Raw genomic sequence first — 21,223 nt, forward strand, 5'->3', positions numbered from 1 at the left:
GGGGCGGCCCCGCCGCGCCGCCCGGGTCAAGATCCGCGCAGTTTCCCGGAAACAGTGGCCTGCCGACGCACCCGAGGCCACACTTCCGAGGAAGTTGCGCGGATCTTGGAGTTCGCGCCCCTCCTGATCACCCTCCGTCACGGGCGGGCGGTGCGGCGCCGCCCGCCGCGCCAGCCGCCCCGGCGCTCGGCGGCCACCCGGGCCTCCCGGCGCCGCGTCTCGTACGCCACCTCGCGCTGCAGCTTGCGCCAGCTGTCGTACCGGCGGACGCTCAGCTCGCCCGCGGCCAGGGCGTCACGGACCGCGCAGCCCGGCTCCGCCTCGTGCGAGCAGTCCGCGTACCGGCAGCCGACGGCCAGCTCCGCGATGTCGGCGAAGGCCCGGTCCAGCCCGGCCGAGCCGTCGAGCAGGCCCACCGCCCGTACCCCCGGGGTGTCCAGCACCGCCCCGCCGCCCGGCACCGGCACCAGCGCCCGCCAGGTGGTGGTGTGCCGGCCCTTGCCGTCGACCCGGCGGATCGCCTGGGTCGGCATCACCACCGCCCCGGCCAGGGCGTTGACCAGGCTCGACTTGCCCGCGCCGGACGGGCCGAGCAGGCCGAGGGTGCGGCCCGGCGCGACCCACCGGCGCAGCGGGTCGAGGCCGACGCCCCGCTCCGCGCTGACGGGCAGCACCGGCACGCCGGGGGCGACCCCGGCGAGTTGCCGGGCGATCGCCGCCGGGTCGGCGGCCAGGTCCGCCTTGGTGAGCACCACCAGCGGCGTGGCGCCCGACTCGTGGGCCAGGGAGAGCAGCCGCTCGATGCGGGCGACGTCCGGCTCGGGGTGCACCGGCTCGACCACGGCGGCGGCGTCGAGGTTGGCGGCGAGCACCTGCCCGCTGGCGTCCTTGCCGGCGGTGCGGCGTACCAGCGCGGTGCGCCGGGGCAGCACGGACTCGACGGTCACCGGGCCGTCCGGCCAGGTGCGCAGCAGCACCCAGTCGCCCGCGCAGGGCAGCCGGGTGAGGTCACGGGCGGCGGCGGACAGCACCGCCGCCCCCAGGGTGGCCCGCACGGGGCCGTCGGCGTCGAGCACGGTGCACACGCCGCGGTCGACCCGGGCCACCCGGCCCGGGCGCTGGTCGGTGCGCCGGCGTACGTGGGCCGCCCGCTCGGCGTCCCAGCCGAGGGCAGTCAGATCGATGGTCATGGAAACCTCATCGGTGTCGAAGGAAGAAACGGTGGCGCGACGCGCGTGCTCCGACCGGCATGGGCACCACCTCCTCCGACGTCCCGGCTGCCGCGTACCGAGCCCGACGGTAGGTGGCGCGCCGACGCGCCGAAAGCGATTTCCACGGCGACGCCGAGGCGGCGGGACGTTAGGGTCGGTGCGTGACCGCGGATCCGCTGCTCCTGACCGGCGAGGTGGACGACGCCACGGCCCGCCTGCTGGCGACCGCCGCAGCCCTCGACACGGCGGGCGTCGCCGCGCCGTCCCTGCTGCCCGGCTGGACCCGCGGGCACGTGCTGGCCCACCTGGCCCGCAACGCCGACGCGCTGGTCAACCTGCTCACCGCCGCCCGCACCGGCGAGCAGGTCCCGATGTACGCCAGCGCCGACGCCCGGTCCGCCGACATCGAGGCCGGGGCCTCCCGGCCGCCCGCCGCGCACCTCGACGACCTGCGCCGCACGGCGCAGCGGTTCGCCGACGCGGTCGCCACGATGCCGGTCGAGGCGTGGGCGGCCACGGTGCAGACCCGCCGCGGCCCGTGGCCGGCGACGATGCTGGTCTGGGGCCGGCTGCGCGAGGTCGAGGTGCACCACGTGGACCTGGCCGCCGGATACCGGCCGACCGACTGGCCGGAGGCGTTCGGCCACCGGCTGCTGCACGAGGTGGCCGCCGGCCTGGGCGAGCGGGCGGACGCTCCGGCCATGGTGCTGCGCTTCGACGGCACCCGCCACGAACTGGCCGTCGGCGACCCCGCCGGGGCGCCCACGATCACCGGCCCCGCCCCCGAGCTCGCCGCCTGGCTGATCGGCCGCGGCGCCGGCGAATCGCTCACCGTCACCCCCGACGGCCCCCTGCCGACCCCACCGGAATGGATCTAGACAACCGATGACCTACAGCGGAGACGTCACCCCCGGCGGCGCGCCGGCGGTACGCGAGCTCGACCGGCTCACCATCACCAAGCTCTCGGTGGGTCCGATGGACAACAACGCCTACCTGCTGCGCTGCCGGTCCACCGGCGAACAGGTGCTCGTCGACGCGGCCAACGAGGCGCCGCGGCTGCTGGACCTGCTCGGCGACGGCGGCCTGGCCGCGGTGGTCACCACCCACCAGCACATGGACCACTGGGTGGCGTTGGAGGAGGTGGTCGCCAAGACCGGCGCCCGCCCGCTGGTGCACGCCGACGACGCCGCCGGCCTGCCGATCGAGGCGGAGACGCTGTCCGACGGCGACACGGTGACCGTCGGCGACTGCCCGCTGGAGGTCATCCACCTGCGGGGCCACACCCCCGGCTCGATCGCCCTGCTCTACCGCGACCCGGAGGGCACCCCGCATCTCTTCACCGGCGACTCGCTCTTTCCCGGCGGGGTGGGCAACACCGACCGGGACCCGGAGCGCTTCGGGCAGCTCATCGACGACGTCGAGCACCGGCTGTTCGGCCGGCTGCCGGACGAGACCTGGTTCTACCCGGGGCACGGCAGGGACAGCACGATCGGCGCCGAGCGTCCCGCGCTGCCGCAGTGGCGGGCGCGCGGCTGGTGAGACCGGCGCGCCGGCCCGCCCCCCGGACGGGCCGGCGCGGCACGCGAACGCCGTCGCGCCGCCCGGGGCCGGGGCGTACGCCGGCCGGCGCCGCGGATCCCCCCGCTCAGGAGACCCCGGTGAGGGCGCGCAGCCGGCGGCGGGCGCCGAGCAGCACCACGCCGGCCAGGAGCAGGCCGACCGCCATGGTGACCACCATCGGCGAGGCGCTCCCGGGCAGCAGCCCCGCCAGCGACCGGGACAGGGTCCCGAGGAGCACGTAGAGGCCGGACCATGCCGCGGCGCCGGCCGTCGCGCAGGCCAGGAACCGCCCGTACGACATCCGCAGGCCGCCCGCGGCCAGCGGCAGCAGCGCGTTGAACACCGGCAGGAACGGCGCGACCAGCACCATCCGCCCGCCGCCCCGGCGCAGGATCGCCTCGGCGGCGGCCCAGCGGGGCTCCCCGATCCAGCCGCCCACCCGGCTGTGGCGCAGCCGGTCGCCGTACCGCCGGCCGGCGAGGAAGCTCAGCGACCAGCCGGCCAGGCAGCCGGCGACCACGGCGGCGACGGTGGCCGCCCCGGTGGCCGGTCGCCCGACGCCGACCGCGGCGAGGACCGCGACGTCGCCGGGGACCAGCACCCCCAGCAGCGGTACGGCGTCGAAGAGCATCACCACCCCGAGCACCCCCATGAGCAGGGTGGTGGGAAGCTCGCCGACCTGGGCCGTCCAATCCGCCATGTCCGCACGCTATGGCCGAACCCGGGACGGGCACATCCGGTCCGATCCCCCACCGGCCCCTGATTCCGCCTCGGGGTCACCCCGAGGCGGCGGCGTCCCCACCGGGCGCGACAGTTTCCGCACCCGCCTGCGGCACTTCGCCCAGCGGATCCGCCTTTCGCCCGTTACTGTCGGGGAGGTACAGGGCGATCACCGGCCGGCGGTCGGTGGTCTCCCGCTTGGAACAGGGAGAGATGCATGGCAACCGGCACGGTCAAGTGGTTCAACTCGGAAAAGGGCTTCGGCTTCATCGAGCAGGACGGCGGGGGTCCGGACGTGTTCGTCCACTACTCGGCCATCCAGAGCGGCGGTTACCGGGAGCTGACCGAGGGCCAGAAGGTCGAGTTCGAGGTGATCCAGGGGCAGAAGGGCCCGCAGGCGGACAACGTCCGCCCGATGTAGCCCGTGCCGGTGACGGCGGCGGCGACCGGCCGCCGCCGTTGCCGGATTCAGGCGGCCAACCGCCTGGCGATCTCGTCGGCCACCTCCCTCGCCACGGTCGGCGGCAGCGCCGCGGCGATCTTTTCCGGAGTCAGCTTGGCCAACACCCCGGCGACGATGGCCTCCTCGTCGGTGAAGTCCTTGTCGGACAGCGCGGTGAGCTGGGCGATCGCGGCGTCCAACCGCAGCATCGTGTAGTCCAGCTTGGCCACCAGGCTGTTGCTGGCGGTGGCCGGTCCGGCGCCGTCCGGGTCAACCTTGCGGCCCATGCTGTTGCCGCCCCGGAACAGCCCGACGAACACCTGATGGATCTCGTTCTCGGCCTGCGCGCTCATGTCGTCCCCCTCGATGAGTCCGATGGTGGTCAGGTAGCGGCGGAACAGCGGGGTCTGGTCTCGCCCCGCCTTCGTGGAGTCGCGGAAGAAGCTGAAGTGGGTGTGCGTCAGGTGGGAACTGGGCCCGGTGGTCCGCTTGCCGAGCCGGTCCCACCGCTTGACCGTCTTCCCGTCCGGGGAGTAGATGATCTCGCGGATGTCCCGGGTGTCGGCCGTGCCGGCGACGCACTGCTGCACGCACCAGACGGAGAACGAGCGCAGGTCGTGGGTACGACCGCCGGCCGTGACGGTGAACATGCCGACGTCCACGGCGGACGCGTCGAGGGTCAGCCCGGATCTGTCCCGCGTGGACTCCACGACCGAGTAGTCGCCGTCCACTACGCGGTCGGAGCCGCAGTGGTAGCCGCCGACGTGCTGGGCGTCACCCACGATGCCGACCTCGTTCGGTTCGAGGTCCTGCGGGCGCGAGACGTCCTTGTCGACGTTGAGGTGGGTGAGTAGGAGACTTCGGACTGCCAGGAGATTCGCCGGGGCCCGGGTCATCGGAGCCCCCCTTTCGTACGGTGGGGCGGCCCGGCAGGGCGGTCACACCGCGTGAGAAGTTGCGGGTCCGGAACCGGGCCCGACCGGGTGGTGCACGGCACCGGTTCGCCCACAGTAACCACGACACCGAACGTCTTACCAGCTCAGAGCGGCATTTTTCGAATAGGGCAAGGCGCGCGCCCGGGGTCGGGTCAGACAGCCGTGGGCAGCCGACCGAGGACGGCACGTTCCGCCCGTACACAACCGAGAGTCATCGGCGATCAGTACGCCAGGCACTCGCACTCGGTCATCAGCGCGCGGACGTTGCCCACGTACCGGGGATTCGGGACGGTCAGCGGCTCACCCTCGCGCGCCACCGCGTGATGCCCCGCGTTGTACGCGGCGATGACCACGTTGAGCAGGCACGAGGTCACCTCCTCGCCGCACAGGTCGGCGTCGAGGCGGTAGTCGGAGTCGAAGTACATGTCACCGATGTACTTGGTCAGCCAGGCCAGGTAGGTGCCGCCGAGGTAGGCGTTGTCCCGGTAGTCGTCGACGTCGTACGACTGGCCGAACCGCTGGTTCATCCACGTCGCGGTGTCCGGCATCACCTGCATCAGCCCGATGCCGCCGTCGCAGGCGATGATGTCGGACTGCCAGCCGCTCTCCTGCCACGCCGTCGCCTTCATCAGCGCCAGCGGGATCCGGATGTCGGGCGCCGACGTCGGCCAGTACGTCCGGTCCGCCGCATCCGTCAGCGCCGCCTTCACCTGCGCCCGGGTGGCCTTCTCCCCACGGCGGGTCGGCTCGCAGCCGGGCACCGGCTTCGGCGGGGGCGGCGGGACCTTCGTCTCCGTGGGCGGCTTCGGGGTGCGGCGCGGCCCCGCCGTCCGGGTCGGCTGCGGCTTGCGGGTCGGCGTCGCCGTGGCGCTGGCCGACGGGGTCGGGCTCGGCGCGGCACCCATCCGCTCCACGCCCGCCGGCTCCTGCGTGGGCCCGGCGGGCAGCTCGGTCGACAGGCCCACCGGCGCGGCCGCCCCCGGTGGTTGGCTCTCCGGGTCGGCGCAGCCCCCCCGGCCGTGGCCAGCAACAGGCCGACCGTCACCGCCGGCACCACCCGACGCCAACCGGCACCCATCCGTGTCTCCCCCCGTCACCCGTCGCCGGACCCTAACAGGGACGGGCGGCCCAGGGATGCCCCGTCGACGCTCCGCGTCGCATTCCGGCCACGTTCGGGATGGGTGGTCCACCCCCATGTCGCCGACATGGGGCCATCCGGAGGGCTCGGACACCCCTATGTCGCCGACATCGAGTCGATCAAGATGCGGCGACCGGGACAGAGACGAATGCCGCCGCCCTCGGCCGGCACCGGTGTGTCCCCGGTCACCGGCACACCGGTCACGACCCCGGCGCGGGAACAAGCCGGCGCCCCCGCGCGTACGCTAGTAAGCCGACCAGCGACAGGGCGCCCCGGCCGGCGCCGGCGGGCCGCGATCCCACCGCGGGCCCCGCCACACCGGTCGCCGTGGCGGTCACCTGGACGAACAGGGGCGACAGCCCCTGCGGCGCGGTCGGCAGGGCATTCCTCCGACCCCCGACCGGCGCGGGGTTGCAGGCCGACCCACGAACGGTCGAAACAGCAGTTTCGGCACAGATCCGGGGCGATCCGGGGGTGACCCCGGCACGCGCCCGGCAAACCGCAGACAGGAGTATGGAGGGTATGCAGCTACGCACCGACCTCCGCAACGTCGCCATCATCGCTCACGTCGACCACGGCAAGACCACCCTGGTCGACGCCATGTTGCGGCAGGCCGGCGCGTACGGCGCCCGCGGCGAGACGACCGAGCGCGTGATGGACTCGATGGACCTCGAACGCGAGAAGGGCATCACCATCCTGGCCAAGAACACCGGCGTGCGCTACCTGCCGGCGGACGGGTCGGAGCCGGTCACCATCAACATCATCGACACCCCCGGCCACGCCGACTTCGGCGGCGAGGTCGAACGCGGCCTCACCATGGTCGACGGGGTGGTGCTGCTCGTCGACGCCAGCGAAGGCCCCCTGCCGCAGACCCGCTTCGTGCTGCGCAAGGCGCTGCGCGCCCGGCTGCCGATCATCCTGGTGATCAACAAGGTGGACCGCCCCGACGCCCGGATCAAGGAGGTCGTGGACGACACCTACGAGCTGTTCCTCGACCTGGACGCCGACGAGGAGCAGATCGACTTCCCGATCGTCTACGCCTGCGCCCGCGACGGCATCGCCTCCCTCACCCAGCCCGCCGACGGCGCCGTACCGCAGGACAGCCACAACCTCGAGCCGCTGTTCCGCACCCTGCTCGACACCATCCCGCCGCCCGCCTACGAGGAGGACGCGCCGCTGCAGGCGCACGTCACCAACCTCGACGCCTCCCCGTTCCTGGGCCGGCTGGCGCTGTGCCGCGTCCGGCAGGGCACCATCAGCAAGGGCCAGACCGTCGCCTGGTGCCGCACCGACGGCAGCACCCAGCGGGTACGCATCTCCGAACTGCTGATGACCGAGGGCCTGGAACGCAAGCCCGCCGACTCCGCCGGCCCCGGCGACATCATCGCCGTCGCCGGCATCCCCGAGATCATGATCGGCGAGACGCTGGCCGACGCGGAGAACCCGACCCCGCTGCCGCTGATCACCGTCGACGAGCCCGCCATCTCGATGACCATCGGCACCAACACCTCGCCGCTGGTCGGCCGCGTCAAGGGCGCCAAGGTCACCGCCCGCATGGTCAAGGACCGCCTCGACAAGGAACTCGTCGGCAACGTCTCCCTGCGGGTGCTGCCCACCGAGCGGCCGGACGCCTGGGAGGTGCAGGGCCGCGGCGAGCTGGCCCTGGCCATCCTCGTCGAGCAGATGCGCCGCGAGCAGTACGAGCTGACCGTCGGCAAGCCCCAGGTGGTCACCAAGGAGATCGACGGGAAGACCTGCGAGCCCGTCGAGCGGCTGACCATCGACGCCCCGGAGGAGTACCTCGGCGCGATCACCCAGCTCCTGGCCACCCGCAAGGGCCGCATGGAGCAGCTGGTCAACCACGGCACCGGTTGGATCCGGATGGAGTGGCTGGTCCCCGCGCGCGGCCTGATCGGCTTCCGCACCGAGTTCCTCACCGAGACCCGGGGCACCGGCATCCTGCACCACGTCTTCGAGTCGTACGAGCCGTGGTTCGGCGAGTTGCGTACCCGCAACAACGGCTCGCTCGTCGCCGACCGCGCAGGCAGCGTCACCGCGTTCGCCATGACCAACCTCCAGGAACGCGGCCAGCTCTTCGTCGAGCCGGGCACCGAGGTGTACGAGGGCATGATCGTCGGGGAGAACTCCCGCTCCGACGACATGGACGTCAACATCACCAAGGAGAAGAAGCTCACCAACATGCGCTCGTCGACCGCCGACGAGACCGAGAAGCTCATCCCGCCGCGCAAGCTGTCGCTGGAGCAGGCCCTGGAGTTCTGCCGCGAGGACGAGTGCGTCGAGGTGACCCCGGCGGCGGTGCGCATCCGCAAGGTGGTGCTGGACCAGACCGCCCGGGCCCGCACGGCGGCCCGCCGCAAGCACGCCGGCTGACCGGGCGACGACCACCGGGGCCGGGAGCCGACGAGGCTCCCGGCCCCGCGCCGTACCCGGTCCCGCTCGATCGGTTACGGTCACCGGCATGACCTGGGACGAGCTCGACGCCCACCTGGACACGCTGCCCGGCACCGTCTCGGCGTACGCGGGCCGGCTCGACGCCGCCCCCACCTGGACCCGGCACCCCGACGCCACCCACTACGCGGCGAGCACGATGAAGGTCGCCGTCCTGCTGGCGCTGCACCGGGCGGCCGAGGCCGGCACCCTCGACCTCGACGCCCCCGTCGCCGTCCGCAACCGGTTCGACTCGGCGCTGCCCGGCGCACCCCGCTTCTCCTGCGACCGGGACTACGACAACGACGAGGCGGTCTGGCAGCGGGAGGGCGGCACCGCGCCGCTGCGCTGGCTCGCCGAGCGGATGATCGTGCGCTCCAGCAACCTGGCCACCAACATCTGCCTCCGCGACGTCGGCCTGCCCGCCGTCGCCCACGCCTGGCAGCTCGCCGGGGCCCGGCACAGCGTCACCGGCCGCGGCATCGAGGACTTCGCCGCCCGGGAGGCCGGCATCACCAACGTGGTCACCGCCGCCGACCTGGCCGCCCTGCTCGGCGGGCTGGCCGCCGGCGCCGCCCGACCCGGGCCGCTCGCCACCCCCGCCGCCTGCGCCGCCATGCTCGACGTCCTGCACGCCCAGCAGTTCCGCGAGGACCTCGCCGCCGGGCTGCCCGACGGCGTCCCGATCGCCCACAAGAACGGCTGGGTACGCGGCGTCCGGCACGGCGCCGGCGTCGTCTACCCGCCCGACGCCCCGCCGTACGTGCTCGTCGTCTGCACCACCACCGACCTGGCCGAGGGCGAGGGGGCCGACGACGACGCCTGCCGCCTGCTCGCCGACATCTCCGCCCGGGTCTGGGCCGCCCGCCACGACCTGACCGCCGCCGACTGACGGCTGTCGGGGCGACCCGTATCAGTCCAGCAGGTTGTCCCGCAGCGCGGCCAGGTGCGCCCCGGTCAGCCCCAGCCCGTCCCGCAGGTACCCGTCGAACGACCCGTGCACCCGCCGCACCTCGTCGTACGCGGCGTCCAGGTACTCCCCGCGTACCTCCAGCAGCGGCCGGATCGCCGCCTCCGCCAACACCGGCTGCCGGGCCTGCATCGCCTGCAGGACGACCTCCCGCAGGCTCTCGGTCTGCGCGTTGGTACGCAGGTAGTCCGCCCGGATCGCCGCCTCGTCCACCCCCAGCGCCGTCAACAGGACGACCGACAGCCAGCCCGTGCGGTCCTTGCCGGCCGTGCAGTGGAACAGCAGCGGCAGGTTCTCCGCCTCCGCCGCCAGCCGCACCGCCGCCCCGAAGCTCGCCCGGGCCCCCTCCCCCGTCACGAACCAGCGGTAGATGGCCGCCATCGCCGCCGGGCTGCCCTGCACGGCCAGCGTCGCCTCCGCGCCCAGGTCGTGCCCCAGCAGCACCTCCGCCACCGCCGTGAACACCGGATGCGCCGCGTCGTACACCGGCAGGCGCACCACCCGCGGCTCGCCGACCAGCCGGTCCGCCGGACCCGCCACGATCTCCGAGTCGTCGCGCAGGTCCACCACACAGGCCGGCGCCAGCTTCTCCAGCACCGGCAGGTCCTCGTCGGTCAGCCGGCCCAGCGCCGGCGTCCGGATCAGCCGGCCCGCCCGCACCCGCCGGCCGTCCGCGCCCACCATCCCTCCCAGGTCACGCGCGTTCGGCGCCCCGACCAGCGTCCAGTCCCGCCCCGCCATCCGGCCTCCCCTGCCCTCGCCCCGACCCGTATAGGGTGCCGCACATGACGATCGCCGCGGTACGCACCCACCGGCTCTCCGCGCCCCTGCACACCCCGTTCGTGACCGCGCTGCGCCGCACCACCACCGTCGACACCCTCGTGGTGGAGCTGATCGACGACGACGGGCGCTCCGGGTTCGGCGAGGCGCCGCAGGTGTGGCAGGTGACCGGCGCGTCGCTGGCCGGCGCCGAGGCGTGCGTCCGCGAGATGCTCGGTCCGGGCCTCGTCGGCCGGAACGCCGACGACCTGGTGGCCCGCTGCGCCGAGGTGTCCCGGGCGGTCGCCGGCAACGAGGCCGCCAAGGGGGCGGTCGACACCGCCCTGCACGACCTGGCGGCGCGCCGGCTCGGCGTACCCCTGGTGCGGCTGCTCGGCGGCACGGCCCTGCGCGTGCCGACGGACGTCACCCTGGCCGCCGGCGACGCCACCGACCTGGCCGCCGCCGCCGGGCAGCGGCGCGCCGAGGGGTTCGCCGTGCTGAAGCTCAAGGTGGGCACCGACGCGGCCGGCGACCTGGAGCGCGTCCGCGCGGTCCGCGCCGCCGTCGGCCCGCAGGTCCGCATCCGCCTGGACGCCAACCAGGGCTGGACGCCCCGCGAGGCGGTCCGGGTGATCCGCGGCATCGAGGACGCCGGGCTGGACGTGGAGCTGGTGGAGCAGCCGGTGGCCCGCTGGGACCTCGACGGCCTGGCGTGGGTCAGCGACCGGGTCGGCCTGCCGATCCTCGCCGACGAGTCGGTGTTCGGGGTGCGGGACCTGGTCGAGGTGATCCGGCGGCGGGCCGCCGACATGGTCAACGTCAAGCTGGCCAAGTGCGGCGGCCTGCACGCCGCGCGCACGCTGCTCGACCTGGCCGCCGCGCACGGCGTCGGCACGATCGTCGGGTCGATGATGGAGAGCCAGATCGGGCTGGGCGCCGCCGCCAGCCTGGTCGCCGCCTACGGCACCACCGCCGTGTCGGACCTCGACGCCGCCTGGTGGCTGGCGTGGTCGCCGGTGCGCGGCGGCATCCGGTACGACGGCGCGACCGTGGTGCTGCCCGACGCCCCCGGGCTCGGCGTCACCGCCCTGACCGAAGCAAACATGCAGCCAGCGAGTTGAGTACCGGCGAAAAGTTTCATATCGTCGCCTGAGGGTGACGCCTCACGCTGGGGGTGGACATGGAACTGCAACCGGGCCGCGAGGCCGTCGTCCGGGTCGCGGTCGCGACCCTCTGGACCGCACCCGAGGCGGTCCGCCCCGTCGACCGTCCCGCCCTCGACGCGCACGCCGACGTGGCCGCCTGGATCTCCGGAATGGACGCCGACCAGCAGGTCGGCGAGTGCGTGCTGAGCCAACTCCTGCTCGGCGAGCGGGTGCTGGTCACCGAGCTGCGCCCCGACGGCTGGGCGCACGTCGTGGCCGTCGAGCAGCCGGCGCCGAGGCTCGACGCCCGCGGCTACCCGGGATGGCTGCCGGCGGCACAGCTCGCCCCGCCCGCCGACGACGCCCCGGCCCCCGCGCACGCCCCGCTGGTCGTCGACGCGACCGTCACCGCCCTGCACGCGGCGCCCGGCGGCGAGCCGCTCCTGCCCGGCGTCGTCCTCGGCACCCGGCTCACCCCGGCCGGCCCGCCCGTCGACGGCTGGCGCCCCGTGCGCGCCCCCGGGTACGACCACCCGCTCTGGCTGCCCGACGGGCACGTGGTGCCCCTGCCGGCCGCGCCGCCGTCCGCGGCGGAGGTGCTCGCCGTCGCCGCCCGGCTCCGCGACGTCGTGTACGTCTGGGGCGGCGTGTCGGCGTACGGGATCGACTGTTCGGGCCTGGTGCACCTGGCGTGGCGGCGGTTCGGGGTGATGTTGCCCCGCGACGCCGTCGACCAGGCCGGGGCCACCACCCCCCTGCCGCCGGGCGCCGAACGTCCCGGCGACCTCTACTTCTTCGCCCGCCGCGGCAAGAAGATCCACCACATCGGGATCGTCAGCGCCGCACCGCAGGGCGACGACCGGCGGATGCTGCACGCCTGCTACCGGCAGCGCGAGGTCCTGGAGGAGGCGCTGCCCGAGGAGCGCACCGCCACCCTGGTCGGCGCGCACCGGGTCTGAAAAGGGCGCCAGCCGGCCCCGGGGGGCGCCCCTTTCCCGCGTCGTGGGCCGTCAGCGGGCGGCGGCCAACTCCCGCCGCCGGTCCCGGGCCGACTTGAGCAGGCTGGCCACGGTCGCCGCCGACAGCGTGCCGAGGATGACCACCAGGGACAGCCAGATCGGGATGTGCGGGGCCCAGCCCACCGGCTCCCCGCCGTTGACGAACGGCAGGTGGTTGTCGGCCAGGGCCTCCAGCACCAGCTTGACCCCGATGAAGCCGAGCACCACGGCCAGCCCGATGCTGAGGTAGATCAGCCGGTCCAGCAGCCCGCCCAGCAGGAAGTACAGCTGGCGCAGCCCCATCAGCGCGAAGACGTTCGCGGTGAAGACCAGGTACGGCTCCTGGGTGATGCCGAAGATGGCCGGGATCGAGTCCAGCGCAAAGATCAGGTCGGTGGTGCCGATCGCGATCATGACGATCAGCATCGGGGTGAACAGCCGGCGGCCGTTCACGTGCGTGGTCATCTTCGCGCCGTCGTAGTCCTTCGAGATCGGCAGCGCCCGGCGGCTCCACCGGATCAGGACGTTCTCGCTGAACTCGTCCTCGTCCGGCTCACCCTGCCGCATCAGGTTGATCGCGGTGTAGATGAGGAACGCACCAAAGATGTAGAAGACCCAGGTGAACTGGGAGATCAGGGCCGCGCCGGCGGCGATGAACCCGCCGCGCATCACCAGCGCCAGCACGATGCCGATCAGCAGCACCTTCTGTTGGTACTGCCGGGGCACCGCGAAGCGGGCCATGATGATCACAAAGACGAAGAGGTTGTCCACCGAGAGGCTGTACTCGGTGAGCCAGCCGGTGTAGAACTGGCCGGCCGCGCTGGGGCCCGCGGTGAGCCACACGCCGACCCCGAAGAGCAGTGCCAGCCCGACGTAGAAGCCGACCCACAGGCTCGACTCCCGCACGCTGGGCTCGTGCGGTCGCCGACCGATGATGAGCAGGTCGACGAGCAGGACAGCCGTCAGCGCGACGAGCGTTCCCGCCCACACCAATCCGGACACGTTCAATTCGATCCTCCGGCAGACACGCGGCGTCGGGCACACCGTACGCTCCGTACGGGGCGTGTGGTGCGACGACGCGGACAGTGGTGACTGTCGGAGGTCTCTTCCGCCACCGCCCCACGAGCGGGCCGGTGACCGACGGAGCCGGGTCGCGCCACCGAGGGGGTCGGCGGTCGACCGTGCTGACGACTCCGTCGCGGGGGAATACTCCCCTCCTTCGGCCCCATTGTTCACCATGACCTGCCCGGACCGCACCTCCGCCTCCCGCGGCTTGAGATCCCCGTCTCCTCGCCCGGGCGTTCCGCCTCGGAAATGGTGACGAATGTCTCTGCCGACGGGCTTCCTAGGAGGCCAGTTCACCTCGGGTGGGCGTCGGGCGCCGACAGGCGCATGGCAGGCTCTCCGGCATGGTGCTTGAGGTCGCGCTGATCGACGTGACGCCCGGACACGAGGACGACTTCGCCGCCGCGTACGCGAAGGGGCGGCCGATCCTCGCCGGCACGCCCGGCTGCCGGTCGGTGCGGATGACCCGGGGAGTCGAGTCGCCGTCGCGGTTCGTGCTGCTCGTCGAGTGGGACTCCGTCGCGGCCCACGAGGAGAACTTCCGCGCCACCGAGCGGTTCCAGCAGTGGCGGGCGCTGATCGGCCCGCACTTCGCCGGCCCGCCGCTGGTCGAGCACTTCGTCGACGTCCCGGCCTGAGCCTGGCGCCGGCCCCTCCGACGCCCCGGCTCCGCGTCCAGCCCTCGCTGTCGTACCCCCCGGTTACCGTACGCGCGCACGCGCCGGCCGCCGGTCCCGGCGGGCTCGGGGGCGCCTGGCCCGGCGGCGGCGCGACACCATCGGCTCCCGCTCCGCCGAGAGGCGGCCGTGCCCGCACGCCCCCGGCTGCCGGCCCTCAGTCCGTCGGCGGCCGGGGGCGGGGCAGCGCCGCCGGGTCCTCGGCACGGCCCGACGGCGGGTGACCGCCCGCACGACCCACGACGGGCGGCGCCGGATCGTCCGCCGTGCGGCCCAGCAGCCCGGGGTCCTCGACCAGCCGGGCCAGCAGCGCCACCGTCTCGGCGGCCGGCAGGGCGGCGTCGAGCAGCCGGTCGACCACCGCGTCGTACCAGGCGAGGTCGGCGGGCGAGCCCAGCCGGACGTCGGTGGTCAACGCCTCGAGCATGACGGTGCGGGGGTCGGCCGGGTCCGGAAACGAGTACCGGGAGAACGGGGTCAGGGGGTGGACGCCGCCCGCGGTCACGCCGGGCGGGATCATCCGGATCGTCACGTGCGGCTTCGCCGCCAGGGTGACCAGGTGCCGCAGCTGTTCGCGCCAGATCCCGTCCGGCACCCCGCCCGGGTCGCACGCGGCCAGTTCCAACAGTGCCGTGTACTGGGGCGGATCGGCCCGGTGCAGCACCTCCTGCCGGATCAGCCGGGCGCGCACGTCCGCCTCGACGTCCACGTCGCGGTCGAGCAGCCGGGCGACGCCGAGCCGCAGCCGGGCGTACGCCGGGGTCTGCAACAGGCCCGGGATGACGGCGGGCTGGTACTCCACCACCGTCGCCGCGCCGCCCTCCAGCTCGGCGTAGGCGCGCTGCCGCTCCCCCATCCCGCCGAGCGTCTTCCACCAGCCCCGGCCGGTCGCCGCGTCCCGGGCGATGGTGATCAGCATGTCGCGCTCCTGCGGGGCGACCCGGTAGGCGTCCAGCAGATCGAGCACGTCGGCGAGGTCGGGCCGGCTCTGGCCCAGCTCGATGCGGGACAGCTTCGAGGTGGAGGCCCAGCCGAGGCGGCCGCAGACCTGCTCCAGCGTGAGCTCCTCACGTCTGCGCAGCCGACGCAGCTCAGCGCCCAGCCGTGCACGTCGGATCACCGGACTCGTTGGCAACGGCATCCCCGCCTCCCCAGGACGGAGACTACGCAGCTCGATCACTGTGTGCAATACCTTGCTCGCTGACCGCAATTATGCCGGCCGCCATCGGCAGGCAGGCGGGCAGCGGGGTGACGCGGCGGCCGGGGTGGTCGGCGGAGGCGCGGCGGCGAGCTGAGTGGCGGCGGGGTGACGCGGCGGCCGGCGGGGGGCGGGGCGCCGAGCTGAGTGGCGGTGGGGTGATGCGGCGGCCGGCGGTGGCCGGCGGCGGCGGGGCGCCGAGCTGAGTGGCGGGGGGCTCTCCCCCGGTTGCCAGGGCCCGGCCTCGCCGCGCACGTGGGGGACGTCACTTCACGCCGGCCGCGTCCATCCCGCGCAGTTCCTTCTTGAGGTCGGCGATCTCGTCGCGGATGCGCGCGGCCAACTCGAACTGGAGTTCCCGCGCCGCGGCCAGCATCTGGTCGTTGAGCTCCTGGATGAGCTGGGCCAGGTCCGCCCGGGCCATGCCCTCCCGGGACGGGCCGGTCGCCCCCGCCCGGCCACGGCTGCGGGTCTCCTTGACCGGCGCCTTGCCGCGGGAGAGCTGCCGCACCGCGCCGCCGACCCGGGAGTCGGTGTCCTCCGCCTCCCGGTAGATGTCGTCGAGGATGTCGTGGATCTTCTTACGCAGCGGCTCGGGGCTGATCCCGTGCGCCTCGTTGTGCGCGATCTGCTTGGCCCGGCGCCGGTTGGTCTCCTCGATCGCGTCCGCCATCGACGGAGTGATCTTGTCCGCGTACATGTGGACCTGGCCGGAGACGTTCCGGGCGGCCCGGCCGATCGTCTGGATCAGCGACCGGCCGCTGCGCAGGAAGCCCTCCTTGTCGGCGTCGAGGATCGCCACCAGGGACACCTCGGGCAGGTCCAGGCCCTCGCGGAGCAGGTTGATGCCGACCAGCACGTCGTAGTCGCCCTTGCGCAGCTCGCGCAGCAACTCGACCCGACGCAGCGTGTCGACCTCGGAGTGCAGGTAGCGCACCCGGATGCCGTTCTCCAGCAGGTAGTCGGACAGGTCCTCGGCCATCTTCTTGGTCAGGGTGGTGACCAGCACCCGCTCGTCCCGCTCGGTGCGCAGCTTGATCTCGTGCATGAGGTCGTCGATCTGGCCCCTGGTGGGCTTCACGATCACCTCCGGGTCGATCAGCCCGGTCGGCCGGATCACCTGCTCGACGAACTCGCCCTGCGCCTGCTCCAGCTCCCACGGACCGGGGGTGGCGGAGAGGAAGACCATCTGGCCGACCCGCTCCAGGAACTCGTCGAAGCGCAGCGGCCGGTTGTCGGCGGCGCTGGGCAGCCGGAATCCGTGGTCGATCAGCATGCGCTTGCGGGACGCGTCGCCCTCGTACATGCCGCCGATCTGCGGAATCGTCACGTGCGACTCATCGACGACGGTGAGGAAGTCGTCGGGGAAGTAGTCGAGCAGGCAGTGCGGCGGGCTGCCGGGCAGCCGGCCGTCGATGTGCATGGAGTAGTTCTCGATACCCGAGCAGAACCCCACCTGGCGCATCATCTCGATGTCGTAGGTGGTGCGCATCCGCAGCCGCTGCGCCTCCAGCAGCTTGCCCTGCCGCTCCAGCTCGGCGAGCCGCTCGGCCAGCTCGGTCTCGATGTCGCGGATCGCCCGCTCCATCCGCTCGGGGCCGGCCGCGTAGTGCGTGGCCGGGAAGATCAGCAGATGGTCGACCTCGCGGACCACGTCGCCGGTCAGCGGGTTGAGATAGTAGAGCTTCTCGACCTCGTCGCCGAACAGCTCGATCCGGACGGCCAGTTCCTCGTAGGCCGGGATGATCTCCAGCGTGTCGCCGCGCACCCGGAAGGTGCCCCGCTGGAAGGCCACGTCGTTGCGGGTGTACTGGATGTCGACCAGGCGGCGCAGCAGTTGGTCCCGGTCGAGCTCCTGCCCCACGGCGACCCGGACCGCGCGGTCGAGGTACTCCTCCGGGGTGCCCAGGCCGTAGATCGCCGACACCGTGGCCACGACGACCACGTCGCGGCGGGTGAGCAGCGACATCGTCGCCGAGTGCCGCAGCCGCTCGACCTCCTCGTTGATCGAGGAGTCCTTCTCGATGTAGGTGTCGGTCTGCGGGATGTACGCCTCGGGCTGGTAGTAGTCGTAGTAGGAGACGAAGTACTCCACCGCGTTGTGCGGCAGCAGCTCGCTGAACTCCTTGGCCAGCTGGGCGCAGAGCGTCTTGTTGGGGGCCAGCACCAACGTCGGCCGCTGCAGCCGTTCGATGAGCCAGGCCGTCGTGGCGCTCTTGCCCGTGCCGGTGGCGCCGAGCAGGACGGTGTTGCGGTCGCCGCGACGCACCCGACGCTCCAGGTCGTCGATGGCGGCCGGCTGGTCACCGGCCGGCTGGAACTCACTGACGACCTGGAAGCGGCCGTCGAGCCGGGGAATGTCGAGCGCCATGACCTCCACGGTACGCCGGGGGTCCGACAACCCGGACCGATTACGGACAGTCCGTGATCGGCTTCAATATTCGCATTGTGTGGCACATCTCACCGCGCTAGTGTGCTTCCGTAGGCCGCTCGCGGCGGCCGTCCGGGCCGGCGGCCGAGCCCCTCGAAGGGCCGGCGCGCCCCCGGCACAGGAGGTCGCAGCACCCGGGACGACCGGCGTGCGCACCCGAGGTGGTCGCGCCGAGGCGCAGACCGGCCGCCGCGAGCGCCCCAGTCACCCACCCGTGGCGGGCCCTCTCGCCGCCCGCGGCGCGGGCGCCCGGCACAGCCCGGCCGCGGGCGCGAGCGCCGCCGATCGTCCCACCGCCGCGCAGGCGCCCGGCACGGCCCGCCCGCGGATGCGAGCGCCGCCGATCGTCCCACCGCCGCACAGGCGCCCGGCACGGCCCGCCCGCGGATGCGAGCGCCACCGACCGTCCCACCGCCGCGCGGCGGCGGCGCCGCCGGCTTCCGCCCCACCGCACGGGCGTCACCTGTCCGGCGCGCCGCAAGTTCATCCCCCCGTGGAGAACTCGTCCCGGCCGAACCGCACCGCCGACCCGACGGCCGACCGCACCGCTCCCAACGATCCGGTGGCCGACCACGCCGACCCGACGACCAGGTTCGGCGAGATCGACGCGCCCCCCGCCGACACGCTGGTCAACCCGGCCCACCGGCCCGCCGCCGGCCGCCGACGCACCCTGCGGGTCGCGCTGGGCGTGGCCGCCGTCGCCTCGGCGGCGGGGCTCGCCGCCGTGCTGCTGACCTGGGCGCCGGCGGAGCCGGAGCCCTCCCGGCCGCTGAGCGACGCCGAGGCGCAGCGGCTCGCCGCCGTGCGGGTCACCAACCAGCGGGACGTCCGGTCGGGACTGCGGCTCACCCTCGGCGACGCGGGCGGGCGCATCGACGTCGTGGGCTGGATCGACTGGTCCCGGTCGCTGGCGTACGTCGACGTCGGCGGCCCCGGGGCCGGGGCGGACCGGGGACTCGTCCAGGCCACTCCCCGGCTGCTGCTCGCCCGGCCCGACCCCGCGGCGGTGCCCGCCCCGGCACCCCCGCCGCTGGTGCCGCCGGCCGACGGATGGCGGGTGCGGGATCCCTCCACCCGGGCCCTGCGACCCGCGCTCGACCTGCTCTTCGCGCTCGCCGCGCCCCGCCCGGAACCGGCCGGGGCGCTGCCCCCCGGCGAAGGCCGCTGGCTGGGCCGCGCCGAGGCCGGCGGCCAGCCGGTGGACGTCCTCCAGGCCCCGCTGCCCGACACCGCCGGTCGGCGGGACGCCGCCGGCCCGGGGACGGCTGCGCCCGCCCCGACCTGGCCCGGCCCACTGCCCAGCCTGCCGGCCGCCCCGACGCCGTCCGCCGCCGCACGGGCGCTGGACGGGCCGGCCCGCTGGTGGGTCGACCGGGACGCGCGCCTGCACCGGCTGGAGGGACGCCTGCCCGGCGGCGTACCGGTGAGCCTGGAACTGCATCGGACCAACCGACCGACGCTGTGGCCGGCGGCTGCCCTGGGCGGGCGGCCGGGGCTGCCCCGGGCGCTCACCGGCCCCGAGGAGGACCGGCTCGCCCGGTTGCCGGCCCGGCTACGGGCTGAGGGTGGTGCGGCGGTGACGCTCACCGCGCCGGTCGCGCCGGGGGTCACGCCGCGCGGTACGGGCTGGGTGAGCTGGACGGCCCGCGCGGCGTACCTGGCGGTCGGCGACCCGGACGCGCCGGACGGACGGACGCTGCGCCGCTACGACCCGGCCGGGGTGTGGGCGGCGTCGAACACCCGCAACCCGGTCGCCGGCCCTCCCCCGCTGCCGCCCCCGCGCGACGCCTGGCAGCGGCACCCGCCCGGGGCCGACGACGTGGACGCCCTGCTGGCCGCCGCGCTCCAGGCCGGCGAGGCGGCGGTGCCGCCCACGTCGGCGAGCCGGATCCGGGGCGACCGGGTCGCCGACCGGACGGTCGACGTGGTCGAGGTGGCCGCCCGTCAGGGGCTGCTGCGCTACTGGATCGACCGGGACGGCCTGCTCCGCCGCCTCGAGTTGCGCACCCGCCTCGGGACGTACGCCCAGCTCGATCTGGTCCCGGGCCCGACGCCGGCGCTGCCGCCGGTGGCCGCCCCCGCCCGCTGACGGGGGCGCCCCGGACGGGCCGGCGCGGGTCACGGCCGCCGAGCCGGGCGGGCGGGGCCGGCGCGGGTCACGGCCGCCGAGCCGGGCGGGCGGGGCCGGCGCGGGTCACGGCCGCCGAGCCGGGCGGGCGGGGCCGGCGCGGGTCACGGCCGCCGAGCCGGGCGGCCGGGGCCGGCGCGGGGTCAGGGCCGCCAGGCGGTACGGGCGGCCCACTCCTCGGCCTGTTGGTGTTCCTCGTCGAACCACGGCTCCTTGCCGTCGGCGTACCCGGCGGCGCCCGGCCCGCCGGCAGCCAGCCGCCGCTTCAGCGCCAGGTACGCCTCCCGCTGCTGCGGGTCGGCCCGCAGGTGATCGCGCATGAGAAGCGCGTAGCGCCAGCCGGGCGAGCCGGCCGGGCGTAGGTGCAGGTTCACCGGGCGCCCGGGGTCGGCGCTGCCGTGCAGCCGCTTCTCCCACCGGCCGCCGACCGCGTCCGCCGATCCTTCGCCCGGCCCAGCGGATCCGGCGCCACCGGCCCGAGCCGCGCGGGCGTTGTCCCACCAGTCTCCGGGCAGCCGGGGAAAGCCGGCGGCGGCGAGCCGCTCCGCCAGCGGGCCGTCCGCCTCCGCCAGGCTCGGCACGGTGAGCTGGATGTCGACGACGTCCTTGGCGGCCAGGCCGGGTACGGCCGTCGACCCGATGTGGTCGATCCGCAGGTCGGCCGGGGCGATCGCGTGCCGGATCCGGGCGGCCAGCCGGGCGTACTGCTCCGGCCAGCTCGGGTCCGGGCCCGTCAGCACCACCCGGTCGGGGCGGGCCGCCCGCCCGTGGCGCACATTCGCCTCGTACGGCACCAGCCGTTCGTGCCACAGCCGGTCCACGGCGGCGTGCAACTCGTCCAGGCTGCCGTCGTTGCGCAGCACCACGTCGGCTGCCGCCCGGCGGCGTGCGTCGTCGGCCTGCGCGGCGATCCGCCGCTCGGCCTCCGCCCGGTCCATCCCCCGGTCGCGCTCCAGCCGCGCGAGCCGGGTCGCCACCGCGGTCTCCACGACGACCACCAGGTGGTACGTCGGGGCGAGCCCGACCTCGACCAGCAGCGGCACGTCGTTGACCACGACGGCGTCCGGGGCCGCGGCGGCGGCCAGCTCGGCGGAGCGCGCCCGCACCCGGGGATGGGTGATCGCCTCCAGCCGACGGCGGGCTCCCTCGTCGGCGAAGACCACCGCGCCGAGCGCGGCCCGGTCGAGCGCGCCGTCGGGGCCGAGCACGCGGTCGGAGAAGGCGGCGACGATCTCGGCCAGCCCGTCGCTGCCCGGGGCGACCACCTCGCGGGCGATCCGGTCCGAGTCGATCACCACCGCGCCCAGCGCGGCCAGCCGGGCCGCCACGGCGCTCTTGCCGGACCCGATCCCGCCGGTCAGTCCCACCCTCAGCACCGGACCAGTCAACCGGATC

Annotated in this window: 18 protein-coding genes; 9 read left to right on the forward strand and 9 right to left on the reverse strand. The window is 74.6% G+C overall.

Going from position 1 to position 21,223, the window contains the following annotated elements:
* Positions 1–137: 137 nt before the first annotated feature.
* On the reverse strand, positions 138–1,190 hold the full coding sequence (gene rsgA / locus ABGB16_RS13925; protein ID WP_347668442.1) for a ribosome small subunit-dependent GTPase A: 1,053 nt from the start codon (positions 1,188–1,190) through the stop codon (positions 138–140).
* 182 nt (positions 1,191–1,372) lie between these two features.
* Here rsgA and ABGB16_RS13930 point away from each other — a divergent pair, with 182 nt between their 5' ends.
* On the forward strand, positions 1,373–2,089 hold the full coding sequence (locus tag ABGB16_RS13930; RefSeq protein ID WP_347668443.1) for a maleylpyruvate isomerase family mycothiol-dependent enzyme: 717 nt from the start codon (positions 1,373–1,375) through the stop codon (positions 2,087–2,089).
* Positions 2,090–2,096: 7 nt separating this feature from the next.
* A complete protein-coding gene (locus tag ABGB16_RS13935) occupies positions 2,097–2,750 on the forward strand; it encodes an MBL fold metallo-hydrolase (RefSeq protein ID WP_347668444.1) in 654 nt (217 codons plus the stop codon).
* A gap of 106 nt (positions 2,751–2,856) precedes the next feature.
* Here ABGB16_RS13935 and ABGB16_RS13940 read toward each other — a convergent pair whose 3' ends face one another.
* Positions 2,857–3,471, reverse strand: a complete 615-nt coding sequence (locus ABGB16_RS13940) for a VTT domain-containing protein (RefSeq protein WP_347668445.1) — start codon at positions 3,469–3,471, stop codon at positions 2,857–2,859.
* Between the two features lie 237 nt (positions 3,472–3,708).
* Between ABGB16_RS13940 and ABGB16_RS13945 the strand changes: the two genes are divergently transcribed.
* Positions 3,709–3,912: a cold-shock protein gene (locus ABGB16_RS13945; RefSeq protein ID WP_145772852.1), complete on the forward strand. Its 204-nt coding sequence runs from the start codon at positions 3,709–3,711 to the stop codon at positions 3,910–3,912.
* 47 nt (positions 3,913–3,959) lie between these two features.
* Here ABGB16_RS13945 and ABGB16_RS13950 read toward each other — a convergent pair whose 3' ends face one another.
* Together ABGB16_RS13950 and ABGB16_RS13955 are read right to left on the reverse strand one after the other, a co-directional pair.
* Positions 3,960–4,829 (reverse strand): hypothetical protein, encoded by an 870-nt coding sequence (locus ABGB16_RS13950; RefSeq protein WP_347668446.1) that lies wholly within the window; start codon positions 4,827–4,829, stop codon positions 3,960–3,962.
* Positions 4,830–5,089: 260 nt separating this feature from the next.
* Positions 5,090–5,773 carry a transglycosylase SLT domain-containing protein gene (locus ABGB16_RS13955; RefSeq protein ID WP_347668462.1) on the reverse strand — a complete coding sequence of 228 codons (684 nt, stop codon included), beginning with the start codon at positions 5,771–5,773 and terminating at the stop codon, positions 5,090–5,092.
* A gap of 755 nt (positions 5,774–6,528) precedes the next feature.
* Between ABGB16_RS13955 and typA the strand changes: the two genes are divergently transcribed.
* Together typA and ABGB16_RS13965 are read left to right on the forward strand one after the other, a co-directional pair.
* Entirely contained in the window at positions 6,529–8,397 is a 1,869-nt protein-coding gene (typA, locus tag ABGB16_RS13960; protein WP_347668447.1) for a translational GTPase TypA, read from the forward strand.
* A gap of 88 nt (positions 8,398–8,485) precedes the next feature.
* Entirely contained in the window at positions 8,486–9,346 is an 861-nt protein-coding gene (locus ABGB16_RS13965) for a serine hydrolase (RefSeq protein WP_347668448.1), read from the forward strand.
* A gap of 21 nt (positions 9,347–9,367) precedes the next feature.
* Here ABGB16_RS13965 and ABGB16_RS13970 read toward each other — a convergent pair whose 3' ends face one another.
* On the reverse strand, positions 9,368–10,165 hold the full coding sequence (locus ABGB16_RS13970; RefSeq protein ID WP_347668449.1) for a tyrosine-protein phosphatase: 798 nt from the start codon (positions 10,163–10,165) through the stop codon (positions 9,368–9,370).
* A gap of 44 nt (positions 10,166–10,209) precedes the next feature.
* Between ABGB16_RS13970 and ABGB16_RS13975 the strand changes: the two genes are divergently transcribed.
* Positions 10,210–11,307 carry a dipeptide epimerase gene (locus ABGB16_RS13975; protein ID WP_347668450.1) on the forward strand — a complete coding sequence of 366 codons (1,098 nt, stop codon included), beginning with the start codon at positions 10,210–10,212 and terminating at the stop codon, positions 11,305–11,307.
* Between the two features lie 59 nt (positions 11,308–11,366).
* Positions 11,367–12,290 (forward strand): NlpC/P60 family protein, encoded by a 924-nt coding sequence (locus ABGB16_RS13980; protein ID WP_347668451.1) that lies wholly within the window; start codon positions 11,367–11,369, stop codon positions 12,288–12,290.
* A gap of 51 nt (positions 12,291–12,341) precedes the next feature.
* On the opposite strand, the gene ABGB16_RS13985 is transcribed toward ABGB16_RS13980, so the two are convergent.
* Positions 12,342–13,337, reverse strand: a complete 996-nt coding sequence (locus ABGB16_RS13985; protein WP_347668452.1) for a TerC family protein — start codon at positions 13,335–13,337, stop codon at positions 12,342–12,344.
* A gap of 401 nt (positions 13,338–13,738) precedes the next feature.
* Here ABGB16_RS13985 and ABGB16_RS13990 point away from each other — a divergent pair, with 401 nt between their 5' ends.
* A complete protein-coding gene (locus tag ABGB16_RS13990) occupies positions 13,739–14,032 on the forward strand; it encodes an antibiotic biosynthesis monooxygenase (RefSeq protein ID WP_347668453.1) in 294 nt (97 codons plus the stop codon).
* Positions 14,033–14,228: 196 nt separating this feature from the next.
* On the opposite strand, the gene ABGB16_RS13995 is transcribed toward ABGB16_RS13990, so the two are convergent.
* Positions 14,229–15,212, reverse strand: a complete 984-nt coding sequence (locus ABGB16_RS13995) for a DUF5753 domain-containing protein (RefSeq protein WP_347668454.1) — start codon at positions 15,210–15,212, stop codon at positions 14,229–14,231.
* 322 nt (positions 15,213–15,534) lie between these two features.
* On the reverse strand, positions 15,535–17,640 hold the full coding sequence (uvrB, locus tag ABGB16_RS14000; protein WP_347668455.1) for an excinuclease ABC subunit UvrB: 2,106 nt from the start codon (positions 17,638–17,640) through the stop codon (positions 15,535–15,537).
* A 553-nt stretch (positions 17,641–18,193) separates the two neighbouring features.
* Between uvrB and ABGB16_RS14005 the strand changes: the two genes are divergently transcribed.
* On the forward strand, positions 18,194–19,789 hold the full coding sequence (locus ABGB16_RS14005; protein ID WP_347668456.1) for a hypothetical protein: 1,596 nt from the start codon (positions 18,194–18,196) through the stop codon (positions 19,787–19,789).
* A gap of 182 nt (positions 19,790–19,971) precedes the next feature.
* Here ABGB16_RS14005 and coaE read toward each other — a convergent pair whose 3' ends face one another.
* A complete protein-coding gene (gene coaE / locus ABGB16_RS14010; RefSeq protein ID WP_347668463.1) occupies positions 19,972–21,204 on the reverse strand; it encodes a dephospho-CoA kinase in 1,233 nt (410 codons plus the stop codon).
* Between the last annotated feature and the right edge of the window lie 19 nt (positions 21,205–21,223).

Origin of the sequence: Micromonospora sp. B11E3, from assembly GCF_039871625.1 — a bacterium.
Classification (GTDB): Bacteria; Actinomycetota; Actinomycetes; order Mycobacteriales; family Micromonosporaceae; genus Micromonospora.